This is a genomic window from Klenkia brasiliensis, from assembly GCF_900100695.1.
GTDB classification, from domain to species: Bacteria; Actinomycetota; Actinomycetes; order Mycobacteriales; family Geodermatophilaceae; genus Klenkia; species Klenkia brasiliensis.
The window spans coordinates 656,396-678,413 of the sequence record NZ_FNCF01000001.1 but is presented as its reverse complement, the minus strand read 5'-3'; the positions used below and the strand labels follow the sequence as shown (position 1 = coordinate 678,413).

General features: G+C 76.0%; 16 protein-coding genes. 7 read left to right on the top strand and 9 right to left on the bottom strand.

Going from position 1 to position 22,018, the window contains the following annotated elements; all coding sequences use genetic code 11:
- Window positions 1-109: 109 nt before the first annotated feature.
- The 7 genes from BLT39_RS03335 to BLT39_RS03305 all read right to left on the bottom strand — a co-directional run bounded on the left by BLT39_RS03335 (window position 110) and on the right by BLT39_RS03305 (window position 10,193).
- Complete coding sequence (locus BLT39_RS03335; protein ID WP_091058480.1) at window positions 110-1,090, bottom strand: glucosyl-3-phosphoglycerate synthase; 981 nt, start codon at window positions 1,088-1,090, stop codon at window positions 110-112.
- Window positions 1,091-1,180: 90 nt separating this feature from the next.
- On the bottom strand, window positions 1,181-1,564 hold the full coding sequence (locus BLT39_RS03330; protein ID WP_131801398.1) for a hypothetical protein: 384 nt from the start codon (window positions 1,562-1,564) through the stop codon (window positions 1,181-1,183).
- A 17-nt stretch (window positions 1,565-1,581) separates the two neighbouring features.
- Entirely contained in the window at window positions 1,582-3,702 is a 2,121-nt protein-coding gene (locus BLT39_RS03325; protein ID WP_091059405.1) for a phage holin family protein, read from the bottom strand.
- The gene (locus BLT39_RS03320; RefSeq protein WP_091058473.1) at window positions 3,702-4,331 is read right to left on the bottom strand and encodes a DedA family protein; all 630 of its coding nucleotides are present in this window, start codon (window positions 4,329-4,331) and stop codon (window positions 3,702-3,704) included. The genes BLT39_RS03325 and BLT39_RS03320 overlap by 1 nt, the downstream gene beginning before the upstream one ends.
- The gene (locus BLT39_RS03315; RefSeq protein ID WP_207507539.1) at window positions 4,328-5,089 is read right to left on the bottom strand and encodes an MBL fold metallo-hydrolase; all 762 of its coding nucleotides are present in this window, start codon (window positions 5,087-5,089) and stop codon (window positions 4,328-4,330) included. Before BLT39_RS03315 ends, BLT39_RS03320 begins: the two co-directional genes overlap by 4 nt.
- Entirely contained in the window at window positions 5,086-7,632 is a 2,547-nt protein-coding gene (locus BLT39_RS03310) for a diguanylate cyclase domain-containing protein (RefSeq protein WP_091058470.1), read from the bottom strand. The genes BLT39_RS03315 and BLT39_RS03310 overlap by 4 nt, the downstream gene beginning before the upstream one ends.
- A complete protein-coding gene (locus BLT39_RS03305; protein WP_091058465.1) occupies window positions 7,629-10,193 on the bottom strand; it encodes a putative bifunctional diguanylate cyclase/phosphodiesterase in 2,565 nt (854 codons plus the stop codon). Before BLT39_RS03305 ends, BLT39_RS03310 begins: the two co-directional genes overlap by 4 nt.
- Before the next feature lie 223 nt (window positions 10,194-10,416).
- Here BLT39_RS03305 and BLT39_RS22215 point away from each other — a divergent pair, with 223 nt between their 5' ends.
- Complete coding sequence (locus BLT39_RS22215) at window positions 10,417-10,566, top strand: hypothetical protein (protein ID WP_165640121.1); 150 nt, start codon at window positions 10,417-10,419, stop codon at window positions 10,564-10,566.
- Window positions 10,567-10,576: 10 nt separating this feature from the next.
- Here BLT39_RS22215 and BLT39_RS22210 read toward each other — a convergent pair whose 3' ends face one another.
- Both BLT39_RS22210 and BLT39_RS03295 read right to left on the bottom strand, forming a co-directional pair.
- A complete protein-coding gene (locus tag BLT39_RS22210) occupies window positions 10,577-11,485 on the bottom strand; it encodes a hypothetical protein (RefSeq protein ID WP_091058462.1) in 909 nt (302 codons plus the stop codon).
- A 391-nt stretch (window positions 11,486-11,876) separates the two neighbouring features.
- Window positions 11,877-13,358 (bottom strand): hypothetical protein, encoded by a 1,482-nt coding sequence (locus BLT39_RS03295; RefSeq protein ID WP_091058458.1) that lies wholly within the window; start codon window positions 13,356-13,358, stop codon window positions 11,877-11,879.
- Window positions 13,359-13,679: 321 nt separating this feature from the next.
- Between BLT39_RS03295 and BLT39_RS23560 the strand changes: the two genes are divergently transcribed.
- The 6 genes from BLT39_RS23560 to BLT39_RS03265 all read left to right on the top strand — a co-directional run bounded on the left by BLT39_RS23560 (window position 13,680) and on the right by BLT39_RS03265 (window position 22,016).
- The gene (locus tag BLT39_RS23560) at window positions 13,680-14,240 is read left to right on the top strand and encodes a molybdopterin-binding domain-containing protein (protein WP_091058454.1); all 561 of its coding nucleotides are present in this window, start codon (window positions 13,680-13,682) and stop codon (window positions 14,238-14,240) included.
- Between the two features lie 12 nt (window positions 14,241-14,252).
- Window positions 14,253-16,961, top strand: a complete 2,709-nt coding sequence (gene fdh / locus BLT39_RS03285) for a formate dehydrogenase (RefSeq protein ID WP_091058451.1) — start codon at window positions 14,253-14,255, stop codon at window positions 16,959-16,961.
- On the top strand, window positions 16,958-18,049 hold the full coding sequence (locus BLT39_RS03280) for a 4Fe-4S dicluster domain-containing protein (RefSeq protein WP_091058448.1): 1,092 nt from the start codon (window positions 16,958-16,960) through the stop codon (window positions 18,047-18,049). Before fdh ends, BLT39_RS03280 begins: the two co-directional genes overlap by 4 nt.
- The gene (gene nrfD, locus BLT39_RS03275; protein ID WP_242658120.1) at window positions 18,049-19,263 is read left to right on the top strand and encodes an NrfD/PsrC family molybdoenzyme membrane anchor subunit; all 1,215 of its coding nucleotides are present in this window, start codon (window positions 18,049-18,051) and stop codon (window positions 19,261-19,263) included. Before BLT39_RS03280 ends, nrfD begins: the two co-directional genes overlap by 1 nt.
- 74 nt (window positions 19,264-19,337) lie before the next feature.
- A complete protein-coding gene (locus BLT39_RS03270) occupies window positions 19,338-20,378 on the top strand; it encodes a glycosyltransferase family 2 protein (RefSeq protein ID WP_165640119.1) in 1,041 nt (346 codons plus the stop codon).
- Between the two features lie 156 nt (window positions 20,379-20,534).
- On the top strand, window positions 20,535-22,016 hold the full coding sequence (locus tag BLT39_RS03265; protein WP_131801397.1) for a glycosyl hydrolase family 28-related protein: 1,482 nt from the start codon (window positions 20,535-20,537) through the stop codon (window positions 22,014-22,016).
- The last annotated feature ends 2 nt before the right edge of the window (window positions 22,017-22,018 follow it).

The following is a 22,018-nucleotide window of genomic DNA, read 5'->3' as shown; positions in this document are numbered from 1 at the left end:
GGGAGGTTGATCCAACTCCGTCCTGGCTCACGAGATCCGGTGAACCAGGACGGACGTCGATCAACTCCCCTGATCAACGCTGCGCACGGGCGGGGGCAGCGGCGGGGAGCTAGGCGGCGCGCTCCACGTACTCCCGGACGGCGACCATCGGCGGGCGCTGGTCCACCGCCACCGGCACGCTGGTGGGGACGAAGCCCTCGCCGTCGTGGGCGAACTGGGTGAGCAGCCCGCCGGGGGCGCTGCGGTGCCGGTCGCTGCTGCCGCGCGAGGCCCGGGACAGCACGGTGGACACGATCTGCCCGGCCATCACGCCCAGCGCCTCGTCGGTCTGGTGCGAGTGCACGCGGGTGCCGAGGTCGACCTGGGCCAGCCCGGGGAGCCCGCACACCTGCAGCAGGTCGACCAGCAGGCCCACCTCCACGCCGTAGCCGGACACGAAGGGCACCTGCTCCAGCGCCGAGCGCCGTCCGGCGTACTCCCCGCCGAGGGGCTGCACGAAGCCGGCCAGCTCGGGCCACAGCGCGTTGAGCAGCGGGCGGGCGGTGAGCTCGGTGACCCGTCCGCCGCCGGCCGGGCGGACCTGGCCGTCGACGGTGAGCGGGCGGGTGTAGCAGCCCTTGACGTAGGACACGCGGGGCTCGGTGAGCAGCGGGGTGAGCAGGCCGGGGACGTAGTGCGCGGTGTCGTTGAGCAGGTCGGAGTCCATGAACACGACCAGGTCGCCGGTGGTGGCGGCCAGCGACTTCCACAGCGCCTCGCCCTTGCCGGGGCGCGAGCCGAGCGCGGGCAGCACGTCGGCGGTGGCCACCACGGTGGCGCCGGCGGCCCGCGCGACCGCGGCGGTGTCGTCGGTGGAGTCGGAGTCCATGACGACCAGCTCGTCGACCAGCGGGACGTCGTCCACCCAGCGGGCGACCAGGTCGGTGACCAGGCCCCCGACGGTGGCGGCCTCGTTGCGTGCGGGCAGCACGACGCTGACCCGGTGCCCGCCGGCACGCTTGGCGGTCAGCAGGGCGTCGGCGTCGATCTCGGCCACCGAGGTGGCCGACGTGGTGCGGTGCTCGAACCAGGCGCGGGCGTCGGGTCGCATGGGCACCACTGTCGGCCACGCATGCGCGTCGTGTCGCGCTGGTGGGACCGGGTTCACGTGATCTTCACAGGAGCGGAACAGCAGCGGTGATCAGGGGTGGCGGACGACGCGGCCCCCACCGCAGGCCCAGGCCACCCGCAGGCCCACCCGGGCACGGTCGAGCAGGTCGCCGGGGGAGCGCTCGGCCGACGCCGCGGTCAGCCCGCCGGCGGCCGGCCGGCCGCTGACCCGCTCGGCCACCGACAGCAGCCGGTCGGCCACGGCGTCGAGGTCGGCGGGCAGCACGGCGAGCACCACGACGACGTCGTCGCCGTCGGTGCCCACCCAGTCCTCGGTGCGCGACTCCCGGCGCAGCGCCGACCGGACGGCGGCGGTCTGGGCCGGACCCTCGACGGCGACGACCAGCACCGAGGCCAGCGGGCCGGCGACGAGCAGGGCAGCCGCCAGCGAACCGGCGCTCGGCGGCGCGGTCACGGGGTGCTCCAGCAGGGTCACACGGTGGTGATCGGCTCCTGTGCCGGTGCACTTGAGGCCCGCGGGTCGGGGTGCCCCAGGTCGGTGAGCCAGCCGCGCAGCACGCGGTGCAGGTGCTCGGCGCCGACCACCTCCCCGGGCTCGGCGAACCCGGCGGGGTGCAGCAGGAAACCGCGCTGCTGCGGGCCGCCCAGGCCGCCGTGCGAGCCCACGTGCGGCTCGAAGGCCGAGGCCTCCTCCGTGGTCGGGTCGAACCGGCTGTTGATCATCACGTCGGCGCAGTGCGGGAAGGTGGAGGTGCGAGCCACCAGCCGGGCGGCGTGCTCGCCGTAGGGCGCCAGCGGGTCCTCGCCGATCACCGTGCCGGAGTCCAGCCGGTGCAGGCCGTCGCGGCCGAGCACGACCGGGCCGAACTCGGTGGAGTGCACCAGCAGGAACCCCACCCCGGGGTGGTCGACCAGCGTGGGGAGCAGGGTCGGCCAGCGCCGCTCGATCTCCTCGATCGGCACCCGCCCGGCCAGGTCGGTGAAGGAGACCATCGCGGTGTGGCCGCTGACCACGCAGACCACGCCGGGGGCGACGCGGGCGACCTTGCCGGGGGCACCGGCGGTGTCGCGGGGCGTGTGCTCGGCCGACCCGGCCCGCTCCACCCGGTCGCGCAGCCGGCGGGCGACCAGACCCGGGCCGCTGGCCGCCTCGGCGATCGCGGCGCCGACCTGCCAGCCCTCGGTGGCCCGCTGCCGGTGGCCGCGGCGGTGGGCCTCCGCGGTGGGGCCGCCGCACAGCCGGCCGACCAGCTCCTCGATGGTCTCGCCGAAGCGCTGCGCGAAGGCCTGGCCCTGGGTCTGGCCGTGGTCGGACAGGCAGACCAGGTGGTAGGGCCGGGGCGCGAGCTGGGTGGCCCGCCACAGCCGGCCGATCTGCTGGTCGATCGAGCGCAGCACCTGCAGGGTGTCGAACCGCTCGATGCCGGAGTGGTGGGCGACCTCGTCGTAGCCGAGGAAGTCCGCGTAGGCCACCGGCCGGCCGGCCAGCATGTCCTCGATGAGGGCGGCCACCACGACGTCGCGGGCGATGACCGTCGTCCCGGGGCGGGCCAGCGGGTAGAGCCCCCCGCGGTCGATCCGCGGCCGGACGTCGGCCCGCCGCTGCCGGCCGGCGGCCACCAGCTCCCGGACGACGTCCACCAGCGACACCGCCAGGGTGCGCAGCGCGTTCACCGGGTTGGCGAAGTAGGCGTAGTAGCCGGCGCCCACCCGGTCGCGGCCGCGTCGCGTGCGCCGGGACCCCTTCGGGACGACGACGGCCAGCGAGCTCATGGTGAGCGAGACGTAGCGGGCGTCGCCGGTGAACAGGTTGCCCCGCCCGGCGCCGTCGGGGGCCAGCAGCCCGCCGCCGTCGGAGTGCCGGGCCTCGACCAGGGCGGCGTCCTCGGGGTGGGAGACGCTGACGACCTTGTCCCGCTCCTTCTCGTACCAGCGGAAGCCGACGACGTCGTGGTTGGAGCCGTGCAGGATGCCGCACACGCTGGCGCCGGTCTGCGAGCTCCAGTCGGTGTGCCACGAGGTGAGCCGGTGGCTGCCCTCGCGCAGCCAGGCGGCCAGCGTGGGCATCGTGCCGTCGCGGACGGCGCGCTGCGCGGTGGCGTGGCCCAGGCCGTCGACCTGGAGGAACAGCACGCCGGGCACCGGGGTGGCCTCGCCCCCGGTGCGCCTGCGGGCGGCCCGGCGGAAGAACAGCTCGTCCTCGTCGAGCGCCAGCAGGCTGCTGATCAGCGCGGCCACCCCGGCCATGGAGACCGCGACGACGACGGAGGTCTTGAACGAGGTGACCTCGACCCCGGGGATGGCCAGGAAGATGCCGAGGACCCCGGCGCCCAGCACGACGAACCCACCCAGGCCGAGGGTGAAGAAGGCGATCGGCAGCGCGATGCGCATGAGCAGCGGCCACACGACGCCGGCCAGCACGCCCAGCAGCAGCGCGGCCACCGGGGGCTGCCACCAGTCGGTCATGGCGAACCCGGTGAGCCAGCGGTCCAGCAGCAGCAGGGCGCCGGTGGTCAGCGCCCAGACCAGCAGCACGCGGGCGACGATCCGCCCGCCGGTGAGCACCCGGCCCGGGGGCCGGTGCGGGGGCATCACGACGGGTGCTCCTGCGCGGCCCCGGCCCGGGCGGCCTTGGCCCTGCGCCGTCGGGAGGCGACCAGGTTGGAGACCAGCCCGACCAGCAGCACCAGGCCGGTGGCGACGAGGGTGGCGACCAGCGGGTTGTCGAAGATGCCGCCGCTGACCACGCCCAGCAGCGCGTAGGCGACCGCCCACAGCGCGGCCGCGGCGAACGAGGCCGGCAGCAGCCGCCGCCACGGGTAGGCCAGCGCGCCGGCCGCGACCAGCACCGGGATGCGGCCGGCGGGCAGCAGCCGGCCGACGACGACGATCTGCCAGCCGTGCGCGGCGAACTGGCCGCGCACCTCCTCCAGCCGGTCGGCGTGCTGGCCGCGGGCGACCCAGCGCACCGCGGCGGGCCCGCCGAACCGGGCGATCGCGAAGGTGACGACGTCGCCGGTGAACGCGGCGAGGGTAGCCAGCAGCAGGACCAGCGCGATCTCCAGCCGGTCGGTGGTCATCGCCACCGCGGCGGCCACCGACAGCAGCGGGCCGGTGGGCACCACGGGCACGATCGAGCCCAGCAGCACGCCGCCGAACAGCACCGGGTAGCCCAGCGAGCTGCTGTCGGTCCAGCCTGAGGCCAGCACCTGCACGCTCACAGCGCCACCGCCGCGCCGGGCTCGGTGACCAGCACCCGGGTGGGCAGGCCCGCCGCGGCGACGTCGGCGGCGAAGCGGCGCGGCGGGTCGACCAGCAGCGAGCGCATCCGCCGCGTGCCGGCCACGCCGGGCAGCGCGAGGGTGCCCCAGTGCACGGGGACGGCGACGTCCGGCCGCAGCAGCGAGCACGCCAGCGCCGCGCCGGCGGGGTCCATGTGGCCCGGGCCGAGGGTGAGGCCCCAGCCCCACACGGGCAGCAGCGCGACGTCGACGGGCGCCAGGTCGGTCATGGCCGGGAAGACGTCGGTGTCGCCGGCCGCGTAGACGGTGCGGCCCCCGCCGCTGATCAGGTGGCCCATGGCGACGGCGTCCGGCCCGCGGGTCGAGCGCGGCCCCCACCGGTGGCCGCTGTGCACGGCCTGCACCCCGGTGACGGTCAGCCCGCCGTCGGTGAGCGACTCCCCGGGCGCGAGCTCCTCGACGCGGGTGAACCCGTGGCCGCGCAGCCAGTCCCCGCCGCCGGGCGGGACGACGACCCGGGTGCCGCGGCCGAGCAGCCGCAGCGAGGGCAGGTGGGTGTGGTCGCCGTGCAGGTGGCTGAGCAGCACCAGGTCGACGCCGGCCCGCGCGGAGGCGGGCAGCGGCGGCGCCACCCGGCGCAGCGGGCCGACCCGGCCGGTGAGCAGCGGGTCGGTGAGCACGGTGCGGCCGGCCAGTTCGACCCGGACGGTGGAGTGTCCGAGGAACGTCAGGCTCACCCGGCCAGTATCCGGGTGCCCGCCGGTCCTGCAGCGAGCTCCTGCTGCACCCGGGCGAAGGGGACGTTCCGCAGGTCCTCGCGGGTGCGCACCATCGACACCCCGCACTCCATGACGCGGTCGAGCAGCGGCCCCGGGCCGATGCCGTGGGCGACGGTGCGCAGGCCGAACATGTCGGCGCTGGCCACGATCGCCCGCACCCGGAGCAGCAGGTCCTGCTCGTCCCGGGCGCCGAGCGCGGAGACGTCGATCCGGACGCTGGTCAGCGGCACCCGCGACAGGTGGGCGTAGAGGGTCTGGCCCATGCCGAAGTCGTCGAGGCACAGCCGGACGCCGGCGGCGCGCAGCTCGTGCAGCGCGGGCACCAGGTCGGCGGTGGAGGTGAGCACGGCCTCCTCGGTGAAGACCAGCGACAACCGGCCCGGCGGCAGCCCCGAGGCGGCCAGGGCGGAGTGGACGTCGTCGACCAGGCGCCCGGCCTGCACGTGCCCGGCGGGCAGGTCCAGCGCGAGCAGGGTGATCGCGGGCAGGGAGGCGGCGTGCCGGGTGGCCTCGGCGAGGACCCAGGTCTGCAGCTCGGCGTCGCAGCCCTGCCGGCCGGCGGCGGCCCACAGCTCGGCGGCGGGGAGCAGGGCGCCCGACGGGTGGGCCCAGGACGGTTCGCCGTGCATCGCGCGCTCCTGGCCGGTGCGGCCGGTGACGCTGTAGCGCAGCTCGACCTCGCCGCCGGCCAGCGCCGCGGCGACCGAGCCGGCCGCGTCGCCGCGGGCGCCGCCGTCCCAGACCCGGACGCAGCCCTTGCCGGCGCGCTTGGCCGCGCGCAGGGCGGTGTCGGCCTCGCGGAAGGCCAGCTGGCCGCTGCCGGGCCGCAGCTCGGCGACCCCGACGCTGGCGCCCAGGGCGAAGGTGCGGTCGGCGGTGCGGTGCGGCAGCGCCATCGCGTCGACGACGCGCTGGGCGGCCTCGACCGCCTCGGGGACGGTGCCGTCGACGACCACGGCGAACTCGTCGCCACCGAGCCGGCAGACGACGTCCTGGTCGCGGACGACGGTGCGCAGCCGGCGGGCGACCTCGACCAGCAGCTGGTCCCCGGCCTCGTGGCCGGCCACGTCGTTGACCGCCTTGAACCCGTCGAGGTCGAGCACCAGCAGGCAGCGCTCGCCGGCGGGGGCGGCCAGCTCCTCGAACAGCAGCGCGCGGTTGGGCAGCCGGGTGAGGTGGTCGGTGTAGGCCATCCGCTCCAGCTCGCGCTCGCGGCGCAGCCGGACGGTGGCGTCGCGCAGGTGCAGCACCCGGCGGCCCTGGCCGGCGCGCTGGTGCTGGGTGACCTCGAGCTCGGCGGGCTGGCCGGCGTCCCCGGGGACCCGCAGGTGCAGGGTCGGGACCCCGGCGGTCAGCGCCGCGCCGGCGGCCTCGCGGTCGGCGGGCACCAGCAGGTCGAGCAGGTCGCGGTCGGCGGCGTCCTCGCCCACCCCGAGCAGGGTGCGGGCGGCGGGGGAGGTGAAGCGCAGCCGCAGGTCGTCGTCGACGATGACCACGCCGTCGCTGCTGCCCTCGACCAAGGCGCGCACGTCCTCCTCGTTGCGCACCAGGTCGGCCACCAGGCCGGTGCTGGTGCGGATGCGGATCGTGCTGCGGACCAGCAGCAGCCCCACGACGGCGGCCAGCGCGGTCATCGACCACGGGGTGACCGCCTGCCCGCGCAGCAGCGCGACCAGCAGCGCGACGGGCACCCCACCGAGCGCCACCAGGGTGATCGCCAGCCCGGCGACGTTGACCCGCGGGCTGCGGGCGGCGACGTCCTCGGGGGAGGAGGGCCGGCGGGGGGCGGTGGCGACGGCGGCGACGCCGGCCTCCAGCGCCAGCAGGCAGGCGAGGTCCCCGATGCCCTGCCAGAGCAGGCCGGGCCGGTCCAGCCCGACGGCCAGCATGGCCGCGGCGAGGGCGACCATCGAGCTCATGACCACCATCGCGGTGGCCGGGCGCTGCAGCTCGCGGGTGGTCACCGTCAGGACCGCGCCGGCCAGGCCGACGGCGAGCACCGCGTACCCGGCGTAGGCCAGCACCAGCGGGGTGGGCGTGCGGACCGCGTCGGGGGCCGACAGCGCGAGCACGTCGACCACGAAGGCCAGCGCCAGCACCACGGCGGCGCCGTCCACCAGCAGCGCGGCGCTGCGGCCGCGGCGCACCTCGGTGGCCAGCCGGACGCAGACCAGCGGGGGGATGACGAGGACCGGCAGCAGCAGCACGTCGCCGAGGCCGGCCACGCCGAAGGAGTCGCCGAACCCGCTGCCGGTGACCAGCGCCGCGACGGAGAACAGCGCACCGGACCCGGCGAGCAGCCGCCACGACGTCCCCCGCCGTCCGGTGGTGCCCCGGGCCAGCCGGGCCGCGCGGACGGCGCTGACCGCGGTGAGCAGCCCGAGCGCGGTGTTGTCGGCCTGGAACCCGACGCTGGTCGCCGGGGTGACGGCGAGCGCGGCGGCCAGCACGACCGCGCCCAGCAGCACGGCCAGCGCGCTGCGGCGCAGCTGCCCGCTCATCGCGCCGCCCCCTGGGCCAGCGCCGCCGGGACGGCCTGCACGGCGCCGGGCAGGGCGGGGAGCTCGGTGGGCCGGGCGAGCAGGAAGCCCTGCACGAAGCGGTGGCCCATGTCGCGCAGCAGCTGCAGCTCGCGCGGGGTCTCCACGCCCTCGACGACGACGTCCAGGCCCAGGCTGGTGCCCAGGTGCAGCACCGAGCGGCACAGCGCCTGGTGCCGCGGGTCGGTCTCGACCGAGGCGAGGAAGGCGCGGTCCATCTTCAGCACGTCGACGGGCAGCCCGACCAGGTAGGCCAGCGAGGACCAGCCGGTGCCGAAGTCGTCGACGGCGATGCGCACGCCGAGCCGGCGCAGGGCGGCCAGCTCGTCGGTCACGTGCGCCTCGTCCAGCAGCACCGACTCGGTGAGCTCGAGGACCAGCCGCTCGGGCGGCAGGCCGCTGGCGGCGAGGGCCTCGCTGACGTCCCCCAGCAGCTCGCCGCTGCGCACGTGCCGGGCGGAGACGTTGACCGCCACGCACAGGTCGGCGTCCAGGCCGGCCACCGCCGCCGTGGCGGTGCGCATGACCCAGCGGCCCAGCGTGGTGACCAGCGCCGACTCCTCGGCCAGCGGCACGAACTCGGCCGGGGAGACCGCGCCCCAGGTGGGGTGCTGCCAGCGCAGCAACGCCTCGACGGAGGTGACCCGCTGCAGCGCGAGGTCGACGACGGGTTGGTAGACCAGCCGCAGCTCGTCGCGGGCGAGGGCCAGGGCGAGGTCGGTGCGCAGCGCCTCGCGGCGGTTCTGCGCGATGAGCAGGGCGACGGAGTGCCGGCGGACCCGGCCGGGGCCCGCGCCGCGGGCGCTGTCCAGCGCCATCGAGGCGCGCCGGAGCACCGCGACCGGCTCCCGGTCGCTGCCCTCCAGTGCGGTGATGCCGGCGCAGGCGGTCAGCCGCAGGCCGTGCACGGGGGCGTCGGCGGGGACGGCGCCGACCAGCCGCTCGGCGAGGGTCTCGGCGTCGCTGATCCCGCCGTCGACGAGGACGGCGAACTCGGCCGGGCCCGAGCGCAGCAGCCGGTCGCCGGTGCGCAGCACCCGGGACAGCCGGCCGGCCAGGTCGCGGGCGACGTCGGCCGCCGGGTCGTCGGGCAGCCCGCCGATGCCGATCTTGACCAGGCCCACCTCGGCGCCGCCGCGGGCGAGCTCGGCGAGCCGGGCGACCAGGGCGCTGCGGTCGGGCAGGCCGGTCTCGGGGTCGCTGCCGCCCAGGGGCAGGGCGTCGGCGACGGCGGGGCGTGCCGGGGTGGCGCGGGTCAGGTCGCGGCAGTGCAGCACCAGGGCGCCGACGGCGGGGTCCTGGCGCAGGTCGCGGACCCGGGCCTGCAGCAGCAGCCAGCGGCCGTCGTCGTGCCGCACCCGGGCGGTGGCCGTGCGGCCCTCGCGGGGGGCGCCGACCTGGGGGGCCAGCAGGGCGGCGGTGAGCGCCGGCCGGTCGTCGGGGTGCACGGCGGTGCGCACGTCGCGGCCCACCAGCCGCTCGGCGGAGCGGCCGATGATGTCGCCGAAGCCGGGGGAGGTCCAGGTGATGGCGAGGTCGCCGTCCAGGATCACCACCGGGTCGACGGCGGAACGGACCACCGCGCGGAAGTAGGCCTGGCTGCGCTGCAGCGTGCGGGTCAGGTCGCGGCTGTCGCGCCACGAGACGGTCTGGTGGGCCGCGAGCAGGACGAGCCCGACGCCGCCGAGGACGGTCTGCGCGACGTCCAGGGCGCCGGTGACCAGCACGCCGCTGAGCAGCAGGCAGCCGGCCGCCAGCGCGGTCAGGTGCGGGAGGACGGCCGCGGCGAAGGACAGCGGGTCGTCCTCGGCCAGCGGCTCGCCGGGGGTGTGGTCCTGCAGGGCCGCGCCGACCAGCAGGGCGAGGCCGAGGGTGGCGGCGACCGCGGTGGCCACCAGCGGCGGGGTGGCGGCGTCCTGCTCGTCGGAGAAGGCCATCAGCACCAGGGCGCCGGTGATCGCGACCTGGCCGGAGAGCGCGAGCACGGCGACCCGGCGCAGCGCACCGGAGGTGCTCGCGACCACGAGCAGGCCCATCGCGGTGAGCAGCGCCAGGGTGGCGCCCAGGGCCACCAGGGTGACGTCGAAGAGGGTGGTCAGGCCCAGCGACCGGCCGCTGACCAGCTCGAAGGTGGCCAGGGCGCACAGCAGGCAGGCGTCGAGGAACAGCAGCAGCGAGGTGACCAGCTGGGCCCTGAGCCGCCGCCAGGTGCCCACCGGGATGAGCCGGAGCAGCGGCGGGACGGTGAGCAGCATCCCGGGCAGCGCGCCGACGGTCATCGGCACGGTCGACCCGGGGGTGTGCAGGGCGAGCGCGGCCCCGGCCCCGGCGACGAGGAGGGCGCCGGCGTACCAGCCCCACACGCCGGGGTGGCAGCTGCGGCGGGCGGCGGCGCGGGCCAGCACGGCGCCGCCGAGGAAGGCCAGCACGGAGAACAGCGCCACGCCGACCTCGGAGAGCGGCGCGGGCTGGGTGGCCGAGACGACGATGCCCGCGGACAGCACGACGGCCCCGGTGGCCACCCGACGGGGTGTCGCGGCCAGCGGGGGGCCGCCGGGCAGTGCCGGGGGGCCAGGGTTCACGGGGTGGTGGTCGGCCCCGGCGGAGGCCGCGTTGAGCGCCCCGCGCCGGTCGTCACCCCTCGGGGTTGACCGGTGACCGGCGTTTCGCGGTGTTGCAGTCGTGGAATGTGGCGTTCACCTGTACGTTCCCGGCACCAGCCCTGCAGTAGCCCGCGAGGTCCCGATGATGTGGCTCTGGCTCTCCCTGATGTGGTTGGCCCTCGCCTGCGCGCTCGGGCTCTGGCTCGGGCGGGTGCTGCGCACCGCCGAGGACAACGAGGACGTGCGCCTGGACGTCGACCGCGCCCTCGAGCGGGAGCTCGCCGGCCTCTGAGCCCCGGGGGTCAGGGGACGAGGGCCTCGACGACGCCCGGGTCGGGCACGGGCACCTCGACGGGCGGCAGCGTCACGACGGCGGCCTCGGTGGGCAGCGCGACCTCGACCGGGGTGGTCGGCACGACCGTGGGGACGGCGGCGGTCACCTGTGCGGCGCGGCTGACCACCGCGGCGGCGGCCGACGCGGCAGCACCCACCGGCGAGGGGACGACGACCCCGCCGGCGCCGGCGGTGGCCTGACCCGGGACGACGACCGCGGCGGCGGTGGGGTCGGCGGCGTCCACGGCCCCCGCCACCTGGCCGTCGGCGGCCTGCTGCACGGCGGCGTCCTGCGCGGGGAGCCCGGCGTCGGCCTGGCCGGCGTCGGCCGGGGCACCGCCCGGGACCCCGGCGCCGGCGGAGGTGCCCGCGGCGGGTGCGTCGGCGGGGGCGGTGCCCTCGGAGGTGTCGGCGGTGCTGCGCACGGTGGTGTCGCCGGCCGAGACCGCCTGGTGCACCAGGACGGCGGCGGGGACGGCGAGGAAGCTGGCGATCCAGATGGCCAGCGCGACGGGCACCCAGCGCACGTCCCGGCCGGGGGCGCGGCGGGTGCCGGTGGCGGGGCCGGTCGTGCCGCGCGAGCCGGTGGCCGGGCCGGTCGTCCCGCGCGACCCGGTGGCCGGGCCCGTCGTCCGGCACGACCCGGTGGCGGTGCCGCCGGTGGCGGGCGCGGCGGTCGGTCCCGTGGTGGGCGCCGCGGTGGCGCCGGTGGACGCGGCGCGGCGGGCGCCGGTGCCGACGCCGTCGGTGGTGATCTGGCCGAAGGCGGGGAACGGCGACCCGTCGCGTGCGGCGCCGGCGGGCTCGTCGACGACGCGCAGGCTGGTCAGCGGGGGCAGCGGCGGGACGGGGGTGGGCAGGGAGGGGGCCTCCAGCACGGAGCCCTCCGACCGGGCGTGCCGTCCGCCCCCGGCGCGATGCCGACTTCCCACGTTCGTCCCCCGGTGAATTGCACGCATGTCATTCAGTGCTGACGGAGAGGGAAGGTAACGGGGCTCTGAGTGACGAACCAGTCCCAATCGGCGTGTCGACAAGGACACGCCGGGTGATGTTCACGCTCACATCCGGCGGGCCGGTACCAGCTGTCCCACCTGTCGCAGATGTCGCGCCCGGGTGCGCCCGCCGATGCCCGGGGAGGTGCCCGCGGCGGGCGGCGCGGACCCATCCGGGCCGAGCCGGGGGCGTCCCCGAACTGAGGGCCGGAGACGACCTGGCACGGATGCTGGGCATCCCGCGCGGGGGATGCCCAGCAGGCGTGCCGAGCCGGGGTCAGGGGGTGCTGGTGGACCCGTCGGTCACCGGCGGGGTGTCGCTGGACGGCGGGGCGGCGGTCTCGTTCGTGGCGGTGGCCTCGCTGGAGCTGGTCGGCGCGGTGCTGGTGCCCGAGCCGCCGCCGGTCGTGGTGCCGCCCGTGGTGGTGCCGCCGGTCGTGGTGCCAGCGGTGGTGGACCCGCCGCCGGTCGAGCCGCCGCCCGCGGAGCCGCTGCCCGTGCCCGAACCCGTACCCGCGCCGGTCCCGGAGCCGGCGCCGGGAGCGGGGACGACGACCTGGGTGCTGCCGCGCGGCGCGGCGGGCGGGGTGGCGACCTGGGGCCGGGCGTCGGTGCCGGGCGCCTCGACGGTGGGCTGCACGGCGTCCGCGCTGCCGGGTGCCACGGTGCCCGAGAGGTCGATGGTGCCCATCCCGGGCACGGTCGACGTCGGTGCGGTGGTCGCCGGGGCCCCGGTGCCGGCCGAGCCGGTGCGGGCGGCCTCGTCGGTGCCGGTGGGCGCGCCGTTGCTGGCGAACCCGCTGGTCAGCAGGACCGCCGCGACGATCGACAGCACCCCGACGCCGACGCCGGCGGGGATCCAGCGGCGCAGCGTGGACGACCGGGCGATCACCGTGCGGTGGGTCAGGGCGGCCCCGGTCTCGACGGCGACGTCCTCGACGGGCTCGTGCCGGCCGGTGTCGGTGACGGCGTAGTGCCGGCCGGTGTCGGTGATGACGTGGTGCCGGCCGGTGTCGGACAGCCACTCCTGGTCGACGGCGTGCCGGCCGGTCTCGACCAGGTCGTCGTGCCGGGCGAACTCGGCGGCGACGTCGACCTCGGTGACCGGCTCGACGACCGGCTGCGGGGCGATGCGCAGGGACGCCGCGTGCGCGGTGCGCAGACCCGGCGCGGGCGGGGGAGCGTCGTCCGGCCCCGTGCTGGCCGGCTCGTCGTCCAGCTCGTCGACCGGCTCGTCGTCGACGTCCGCGAGGTCGTCGGGCACCGCGAGCTCGTCCGCGGCCGGGACGGCAGCCGCGGCGGGCGGCACCGGGACCGCGGGCGGCACCGGCACGGCGGCCGGCGCGACCACGGCAGGGGGAGCAACCGGGGCGGCAGGCGCGGCGGCGGCAGGCGCAGCGGCGGCCGGGGTGGCGGCGACGGGGGCGGCCGGCAGCGAGCCGGTCGGCGGGGCGGGCACGGCGACGGTGACGGCGCGGCGGGCGGCGGCGGCCTTGGCGGCGGCGTCCAGCGCCTCGAGCAGCGCGGCGTCCAGCACGGGCTGGCGGGCGGAGTCGCGGATGAGGTCGCGGGCGGCGCCGGCGGCGGTGCCGTCGTCCAGCGGGCCGAGCGTGCCGTGCAGCATCGAGTCGACCATCGGGTCGAGCGCGTCGAACCAGGCGGTCTCGTCCGCGGGCGGCGCGAGCACCGTGGTGGCCGACGGTCGGGCCGGGGGCGGCACCGGCGGCAGCGCGCGGCGGGGCGTCGGGCGTTCGTCCACCGTGGTCCTTCCCCGTTGCGGGTGCCTGTCCGAGGTCACCCGATCGGCGGAGATGGTGACACTCCGCAGGTGTCTGACAACAGCCTGTCCGGGCGTGTCGTCGGGACACGCGGCAGGAGTGACCCGGTGTGACTCGTGGGGCGACCGCCTGGCGTCCGTGCATGCGCACCGCGGCTGCCCTCGTCGTCGCGGTCGTGCTGACCGGGACCACCGTGCTGCTGCACCCGCGGTGGCGGCGCTCGTCGTCCTGGTGCGCAGCGGGCGCGACCGAGCCCGGGCCCCGTGAGGCGCGCCACTGGGCGCGGTGGCACAGTGGCGGGAGTGAAGACGTGGCTCGACTCCTGGCCGGTGTTCCGCCAGCTGACCGGTCCCGACCCGCTGGGTCGGGGCCACGCGGCGCGGAGCAAGCGGACCGAGGCCGTGACGAGCCGGACGGCCACCGCCGACCGCGTGGTGAAGAGCATCTGCCCCTACTGCGCCGTGGGCTGCGGGCAGCGGGTGTTCGTCAAGGACGAGCAGATCGTGCAGATCGAGGGCGACCCGGACTCGCCGGTCAGCCGGGGCCGGCTGTGCCCCAAGGGCAGTGCCAGCAAGCAGCTGGTCACCAGCCCCACCCGGGTGACCACGGTGAAGTACCGCCGTCCGCACGGCACGGAGTGGGAGGACCTCCCGCTCGACACGGCGATGGAGATGATCGCCGACCGCGTGCTCGCGGCGCGGGAGAAGGGCTGGCAGGAGTTCGACGGCGACCAGCGGGTGAACCGCACCATGGGGCTGGCCAGCCTCGGTGGCGCGACGCTGGACAACGAAGAGAACTACCTGATGAAGAAGCTGTACAGCGCCATGGGCGCGATCCAGATCGAGAACCAGGCGCGCATATAGCACTCCGCCACGGTGCCCGGTCTGGGTGCCACGTACGGGCGCGGCGGCGCCACCGGGTTCCAGCAGGACCTGGTCAACGCGGACTGCATCGTCATCGAGGGCTCGAACATGGCCGAGTGCCATCCCGTCGGGTTCCAGTGGGTGATGGAGGCGAAGGCGCGCGGCGCGAAGGTGATCCACGTCGACCCCCGGTTCACCCGGACGTCGGCCGTGGCGGACACCCACGTGCCGCTGCGGGCGGGCACCGACATCGCGTTCCTCGGCGGGCTGATCTCCTACGTGCTGGAGAACGAGCTCGACTTCCGCGACTACGTGCTGGCCTACACCAACGCCGCCTCGATCGTCGGTGAGGACTTCCAGGACACCGAGGACCTCGACGGCCTGTTCTCGGGCTGGGACCCCGAGTCGTCCTCCTACGACAAGACGTCGTGGCAGTTCGAGGGTGCGCACGAGCCCTCGGCGACCGGCACCGACGAGATCGACCCGGTGGCCCCCGACTCCGACGCCATCGGGCAGCCGGCCACCGACCCGACCCTGCAGCACCCGCGCAGCGTCTACCAGGTGCTCAGGCGGCACTTCGCCCGCTACACCCCGGAGATGGTGGGTGACGTCTGCGGCATCGAGCCGGAGGTGTTCCTCGACGTCGCCCGTGCGGTGACGGCGAACAGCAACCGCGACCGGACGACGGCGTGGGTCTACTCGGTGGGCTGGACGCACCACACCGTGGGCGTGCAGTACATCCGCACCGCCGGCATCCTGCAGGCGCTGCTGGGCAACATGGGCCGCCCCGGCGGCGGCATCCTCGCGCTGCGCGGGCACGCCTCCATCCAGGGCTCGACCGACATCCCGACGCTGTACAACCTGCTGCCGGGCTACCTGGCCATGCCGCACGCCGCCGAGCACATGAGCCTCGACGAGTACTGCGCGGTCGGCGACGAGATGGTCGGGTTCTGGGGCGGCACCCGGGCCTACATGGTCAGCCTCCTCAAGGCCTGGTTCGGCGACGCCGCGACGGCCGAGAACGACTACTGCTTCGACCTGCTGCCCAAGATCAACGGCGACCACGGCTCCTACCGCCAGGTCGCGGACATGATCCAGGGCAAGATCCCCGGCTACTTCCTGGTCGGGGAGAACCCGGCGGTCGGCCACGCCAACGGGAAGATGCAGCGCCTGGGTCTGGCCAACCTCGACTGGCTCGTCGTCCGCGACCTGCAGATGATCGAATCGGCCACCTTCTGGAGGACCGCGCCGGAGATCGAGACCGGCGAGCTGGTCACCGAGGAGATCGGCACCGAGGTCTTCTTCATGCCGGCGGCCACGCACACGGAGAAGGAGGGCACCTTCACCAACACGCAGCGGCTGCTGCAGTGGCACCGGCAGGCGGTCGAGCCGCCGGACGACGCCCGCAGCGACCTGTGGTTCTACTTCCACCTGGGCCGCATCCTGCGCGACCGGCTGAAGGACTCCACCGACCCCCGCGACGCCGCCCTGCAGGCGCTGACGTGGGACTACCCGACGCACGGCCCGCTCGTGGAGCCCAGCGCCGAGGCCGTGCTGCGCGAGATCAACGGCACCGGCCCGGACGGCACGGCGCTGTCGAGCTACACCGAGCTCAAGGACGACGGGACGACGACGGCCGGCTGCTGGATCTACACCGGGGTGTACGCCGACGAGGTCAACCAGTCCGACCGCCGCAAGCCCGGGCGGGAGCAGAACTGGGTGGCCCCGGAGTGGGGCTGGGCGTGGCCGGCCAACCGCCGCACGCTCTACAACCGTGCCTCGGCCGACCCCGAGGGCAAGCCGTGGAGCGAGCGCAAGGCCTACGTCTGGTGGGACGAGGACGCCCAGCGGTGGACGGGGCACGACGTCCCCGACTTCGAGGCGACCAAGCCGCCGTCCTACCGGCCCGAGCCCGGCGCCAAGGGGCCCGACGGCATCAGCGGCGCGGACGCGTTCATCATGCAGAACGACGGCAAGGCCTGGCTGTTCGCACCGTCCGGCCTGGCCGACGGACCGCTGCCCACGCACTACGAGCCCGACGAGTCGCCGGTGCCCAACGCGCTCTACCGGCAGCAGGCCAACCCCGGCCGCGAGGTCATCGAGGCGGCCTGGAACCGCAGCAACCCGCCGACCAGCGACGTCTACCCGTACGTGTTCACCACCTACCGGCTGACCGAGCACCACACCGCCGGCGGGATGAGCCGCACGCTGCCCTACCTGAGCGAGCTGCAGCCGGAGTTCTTCGTCGAGGTCTCCCCGGAGCTCGCCGACGAGCGCGGCCTGGAGAACGCGGGCTGGGCGACGCTGGTCAGCGCCCGCACGGCGATCGAGGCGCGGGTGCTGGTCACCGAGCGGATGCGGCCGCTGAAGATGGGGCGCGGGAAGGTCGTGCACCAGATCGGCATCCCGTACCACTGGGGTGAGCAGGGCATCTCCACCGGCGACAGCGGCAACGACCTGTTCGGCGTGGTGATGGACCCGAACGTGCACATCCAGGAGTCCAAGGTCGCCACCTGCGACATCCAGCCCGGACGGCGGCCGCGCGGTCCCGCGCTGGTCGACCTGGTGGAGTCCTACCGGCGGCGCGCCGGCGTCAAGAGCGGGCGGGTGCCCGTCGGTGGCCGCGCGCCCGTCGAGGAGACCAACATGACCGGCGAGGAGAAGGGGCAGGCGCACACCACGCAGAGCGCCCCCGACCACGTCGCGGAGGCACAGCCGTGAGCCAGTTCAGCTCCGCCAGCCCGGCGTTCACCGGGCACGACCCGGAGAACCGGCTCTACGGGCCGCTGCCCGACGTCACCGGGGAGGCCGGCTACGAGGCCGACCACCCGGCGCGGGTGGGCTTCTTCACCGACACCAGCGTGTGCATCGGGTGCAAGGCCTGCGAGGTGGCCTGCAAGGAGTGGAACACGCTCCCGATGGACGACGCCGACGGCAACCGCGACGCCCTCGGGCTGTCGGGCATGTCCTACGACAACACCGGCATGCTCGGCGCCAACTCGTGGCGGCACGTGGCGTTCGTGGAGCAGTCGCGGTCGGTCGACCTGCCGATGCCGGGGATCGGCCTGCCGGCCGCGCCCGGCCAGGGTGCGGGTTCCGGTGGTGGCTGCGGTGGGTCGCGCGGGTCGGCCGAGACGCCGGCGCACGGGGACGCCGACGGCACGACGATCGACCAGCACAGCGTGCTGAACGCGCAGGCGCTCTCGTCCTTCGACCCGCAGACCGCGCAGTCGGCCGACCGGGAGATCCGCTGGCTGATGTCCTCGGACGTGTGCAAGCACTGCACGCACGCCGGCTGCCTGGACGTCTGCCCGACCGGGGCGCTGTTCCGCACCGAGTTCGGCACCGTGGTGGTGCAGGACGACATCTGCAACGGCTGCGGCTACTGCGTGCCGGCCTGCCCCTACGGCGTGATCGACCAGCGCAAGGGCGACGGCCGGGTCTTCAAGTGCACGATGTGCTACGACCGGCTCACCGACGGTCTGCAGCCGGCGTGCGCCACGGCGTGCCCGACGCAGTCCATCCAGTTCGGCGACCTCGACGAGCTGCAGGCCCGCGCCGACGCCCGGCTGGCCACGCTCACCGAGCAGGGTGTGACGACGGCGCGGCTGTACGGCCGGGACACCGACGACGGCGTGGGCGGCGCGGGGGCGTTCTTCCTGCTGCTCGACGAGCCCGAGGTCTACGGCCTGCCGCCGGACCCGGTGGTGACCACCCGCGACCTGCCCTCGATGTGGCGGCACGCCGCCGGTGCCGCGGCGATGCTGGTCGGCGTCGCGCTGAGCGGCTTCCTGGGACGGCGACGCTGATGGCCAGGCACGCCGACGGCACCCCGGAACCGGTCGACCACCCGCACGGCCGGGGCGAGCAGCTGCCCGCTCCCGAGCTGGACCACGGGGCGACGCCGGAGATGGGCACCAGCGGCCGGCCGCACGAGGCGGTCGACGCCCCGCTGGACCACCGCCCGGGGACCTCGGGCGTGGCGACGCCGGGCGGCGGCTGGCGCCGCGCCGACGGCCCGTCGCTGAAGCGCGAGCGCCGCAAGCGCAAGGGCGGCGGCCGCGGACGGGACGGCGACCCGACGGTCGAGGACGCCGAGTTCCAGAGCTACTACGGCCGGCAGATCGTGAAGTCGGCGGTGTGGAAGACCCCCGACGTGCCGCTCTACCTGTTCCTGGGTGGCGCAGCCGGGTCCTCGGCGGTGCTGGGCGCGGCGGCGGAGTTCACCGACCGGCCCGCGCTGGCCCGCACCGCGCACCTCATCGCCGGCGGCGGGGCGATCGCCAGCGTGGGGTTCCTCATCCACGACCTGGGCCGGCCCGAGCGCTTCCTGCACATGCTGCGGGTGTTCAAGCCGACCAGCCCGCTGAGCGTGGGCTCCTACATCCTGTCGCCGTTCAGCGCGCTGACCGGGGCCGCGGCCGCGCTGACGATCGCGGAGAACCTGTCGTGGGTGCCGGGCTGGGTGAAGGCGCCGTGGCTGCGGAAGACGGCGGGCGTGGGCGGCGCGGTGTTCGGCGGGCCGATGGCGGCCTACACCGCGGTGCTGCTGGCCAACACCGCGACGCCGAGCTGGCACGAGCCCGGCAACCAGCTGCCCTTCGTGTTCACCGGGTCGGGCCTGGCCGCCGGCGGCGGGCTGTGCATGGCCTTCACCCCGGTCGACCAGGCCTCCCCGGCTCGCAAGGCCGCCGTCGTGGGCGCCGCGGTCGAGCTGGCCGCGATGCACAAGGTCGAGCACGACCACGGCATCGTCAGCGAGCCCTTCCACATCGGGCGGGCCGGGAAGCTGCTGCGCATCGCGAAGGCGTGCACGGCCGCCGGCGCGGTGGGTGCGGCGGTGCTGGGCGGCCGGCGCTGGGGCGCGGTGGCGTCGGGCGCGCTGCTGGCGGCGGGCTCGGCGCTGACCCGGTTCGGGGTGTTCGACGCGGGGATGGCGTCGTCCAAGGACCCCAAGTACGTCGTCGTCCCCCAGCGCGAGCGCCTGGCCGCCCGCGCGGCGGCGGAGGCGTCCACCGGCTGACCTGCCGCTGTCCGCCGCCGACGGGGAGCACCTACGCTTCCGGTACGCCCCCCGTCGACCGGAGGTCCGTCCCCGTGCACTCCCCGCCCGTGCTGGACCGGCCCCCGCTGGTGACGGTGGTGGTCGCCGCCCTGGACGCCGAGTCCTTCATCAGCCGCACCCTGGACTCCGTCCGCGCGCAGACCTACGACCGGTGGGAGTGCGTGGTGGTCGACGACGGCTCGACCGACGCCACCGCCGACCTCGTCCGCGCCGCCGCCGACGAGGACCCGCGCATCCGGCTGGTGCAGCAGGAGAACCGGGGCACCCCCGTGGCGCGCAACGCCGGGATCGCGGCGGCGTCGCCGGGCAGCGAGTTCCTCGCGTTCCTCGACGCCGACGACCTGTGGACGCCCGACGCCCTGGCCGTGCTGGTGGGTTCCCTGCAGGGCGACGGGTCCGCGGTCAGCTCCTACGGCCTGGCCGAGTACATCGACGAGCGCGACGAGGTCCTCGACGGGGGCCGCCACCCGGCCGCGCAGCGGGACCGGCGGGTGATGGGCCGCCTCGACCTGGTCGACCTGCCGGTCGACGAGCCCTACACCCACGACGCGATGCTGGTGTCGGGGACGCTGTGGCCCGCGGGCGTCGCGCTGCACCGCCGGTCGGTGGTCACCGGCGTGGGCGGCTTCGACCCCTTCTTCCGGCAGATCCAGGACTGGGACCTCTACCTGCGCATGACCAGGCAGGGCCACATGGTGCCGGTCGACCGGGTGGTCGCGGGCTACCGGCAGCACCCCGCCAACGTCACCAAGCGGTCCGGCCGGGTGGCGCTGTACTCGCAGTGGGCCCGCTGGAAGGCCGCGCACGCCGCGGAGAACACCCCCGCGCAGCTGCGGACGACGCGGCGGGTCTGGCGGCGGCTGACCCTGCGGTGGCTGCTGTGGGCGGTGCAGGCCGCGGTCGGGCACCTGCGGCGTCCCGACCCGGCCGGCCTGCTGCGCGCGCTGCGGGCCTGCGTGCTCTTCGCCCGGGCCCTGGCCCTGGGCACCCCGGTCCGCCCGACCGACCAGTGGGTCCGCGCCTACACCGAGGTGGTCGCCGACCGGCAGTTCGGCAGCCGTCCGGGGGCCTGAGCCGGGCGGGTCGGGTGGGGCAGCCGGGACCCAGTTCCTGACCGTGACGGAACATGTTCGGCGAGTCACACTCAAGGAACCCTCGGAGCGGACCGATCCTTCTCGTGCAGGTCTGCCACGAGGAGGAACAGCATGCGCTCGGTCCAGGCACCACGGGTGCGACGCGCCGTGCTCGCGGGCACGGTCGCCGTCGTCGCCGCCGTGGTCGTGCCGGTGGCCGCCATCGCGACCTCCGGCTCCGGCGACCGGTCCGCCGTGCCGATCGCGGCGGCCCCCACCTCCGCCGACGGCTCCGCGGTGACCACCAGCGCCGCCCCGTCCGCGCCGGCGTCCACCGACGCCCCCGCCACCTCGTCGTCCGGGGCGCCGCAGTCCTCGGCGGGCACCGCCCGCCCCGGTCAAACCGCCCCGGCCACGGCCCCCACCGGTGCGGCCACCTCCGCGAGCGCGGCGCCGTCCACGGCCCCCGCCGCCGTCCCGACCACCGCCTCCCGGCCGGCCGCCCTCCCGGCGGCACCGGTCGTGCCCCCGGCCAACCCGCCGGCGCAGGGCGCCGTCCGGGCCATCTCGCCCTTCGACACCGGCGCGGTCGGCGACGGCACCACCGACGACTCGGTCGCCCTGCAGGCCGCCTTCGACCTCGCCGAGGACGGCGACGTCGTGATCCTCCCGGCCGGCACGGTCTTCGCGCACAGCCGCGTGCTGACCATCCGGTCCGCCGGCATCACGCTGACCGGCGGGGGCACCCTGCGGGCCACCCGCGAGGCGTCGTCCTCCCTCACCGTCTCCGCCCCGCGGGTCACCGTCAGCGGCATCACCCTCACGATCAGCGGCACGACCCGGCGCTGGGACGCCTACGAGCAGCAGCGTCTGCGGCTGGCCGGCGCCACCGGTGCGGTCGTGCGCGACGTGGTCGTGGACGGGTCCGCGGCGGCCGGCGTCTACGTCGGCGGCGGCACCACCGGCTTCCTGCTGGACCGGGTGACGGTCAAGAACACCCGCGCCGACGGCATCCACATCACCCAGGGGTCCAGCGACGGCCAGGTCGTCGCCCCGGTCATCCGCAACGTGGGGGACGACGGCGTCGCCGTGGTCTCCTACCGCCAGGACGGCGCCCCCAGTGCCCGGATCACCATCACCTCGCCGTCGGTCGACGGCTCCACGGGCGGGCGCGGCGTGTCCGTCGTGGGCGGCACCGACGTGGACATCACCGGCATCGACGTGCGCAACACCTACGGCGCCGGTGTCTACCTGGCCGCCGAGGGCGGCTGGGGCACCACCGGGGTGGCCCGGGTCCGGGTCAGCGGCGGCACCATCACCAACGCCAACGACGACCCCTCCATCGACCACGGGTCCGTGCTCATCTACAACGGCACCCCCGACCAGGTGGTCACCGACGTCACCCTCACCGGGCTGACCGTGACCGGCTACCGGGCCACCGTCAGCCGGGTGCTGGGCCTGATCGTGGACTCGGCGTCCTCGCCGGGGATCCGCAACGCGACGCTCTCGGGCATCGCCATCTCCGGTGACACCCGGCCGGCCGCGCTGGTCAGCAACCAGACCGCCACGACCTTCGGCCTCACGTCCGTGCTGCGCAACGGAGCCGCCCTGGTGCGGACCGGGGGGTACTTCCGCTGATC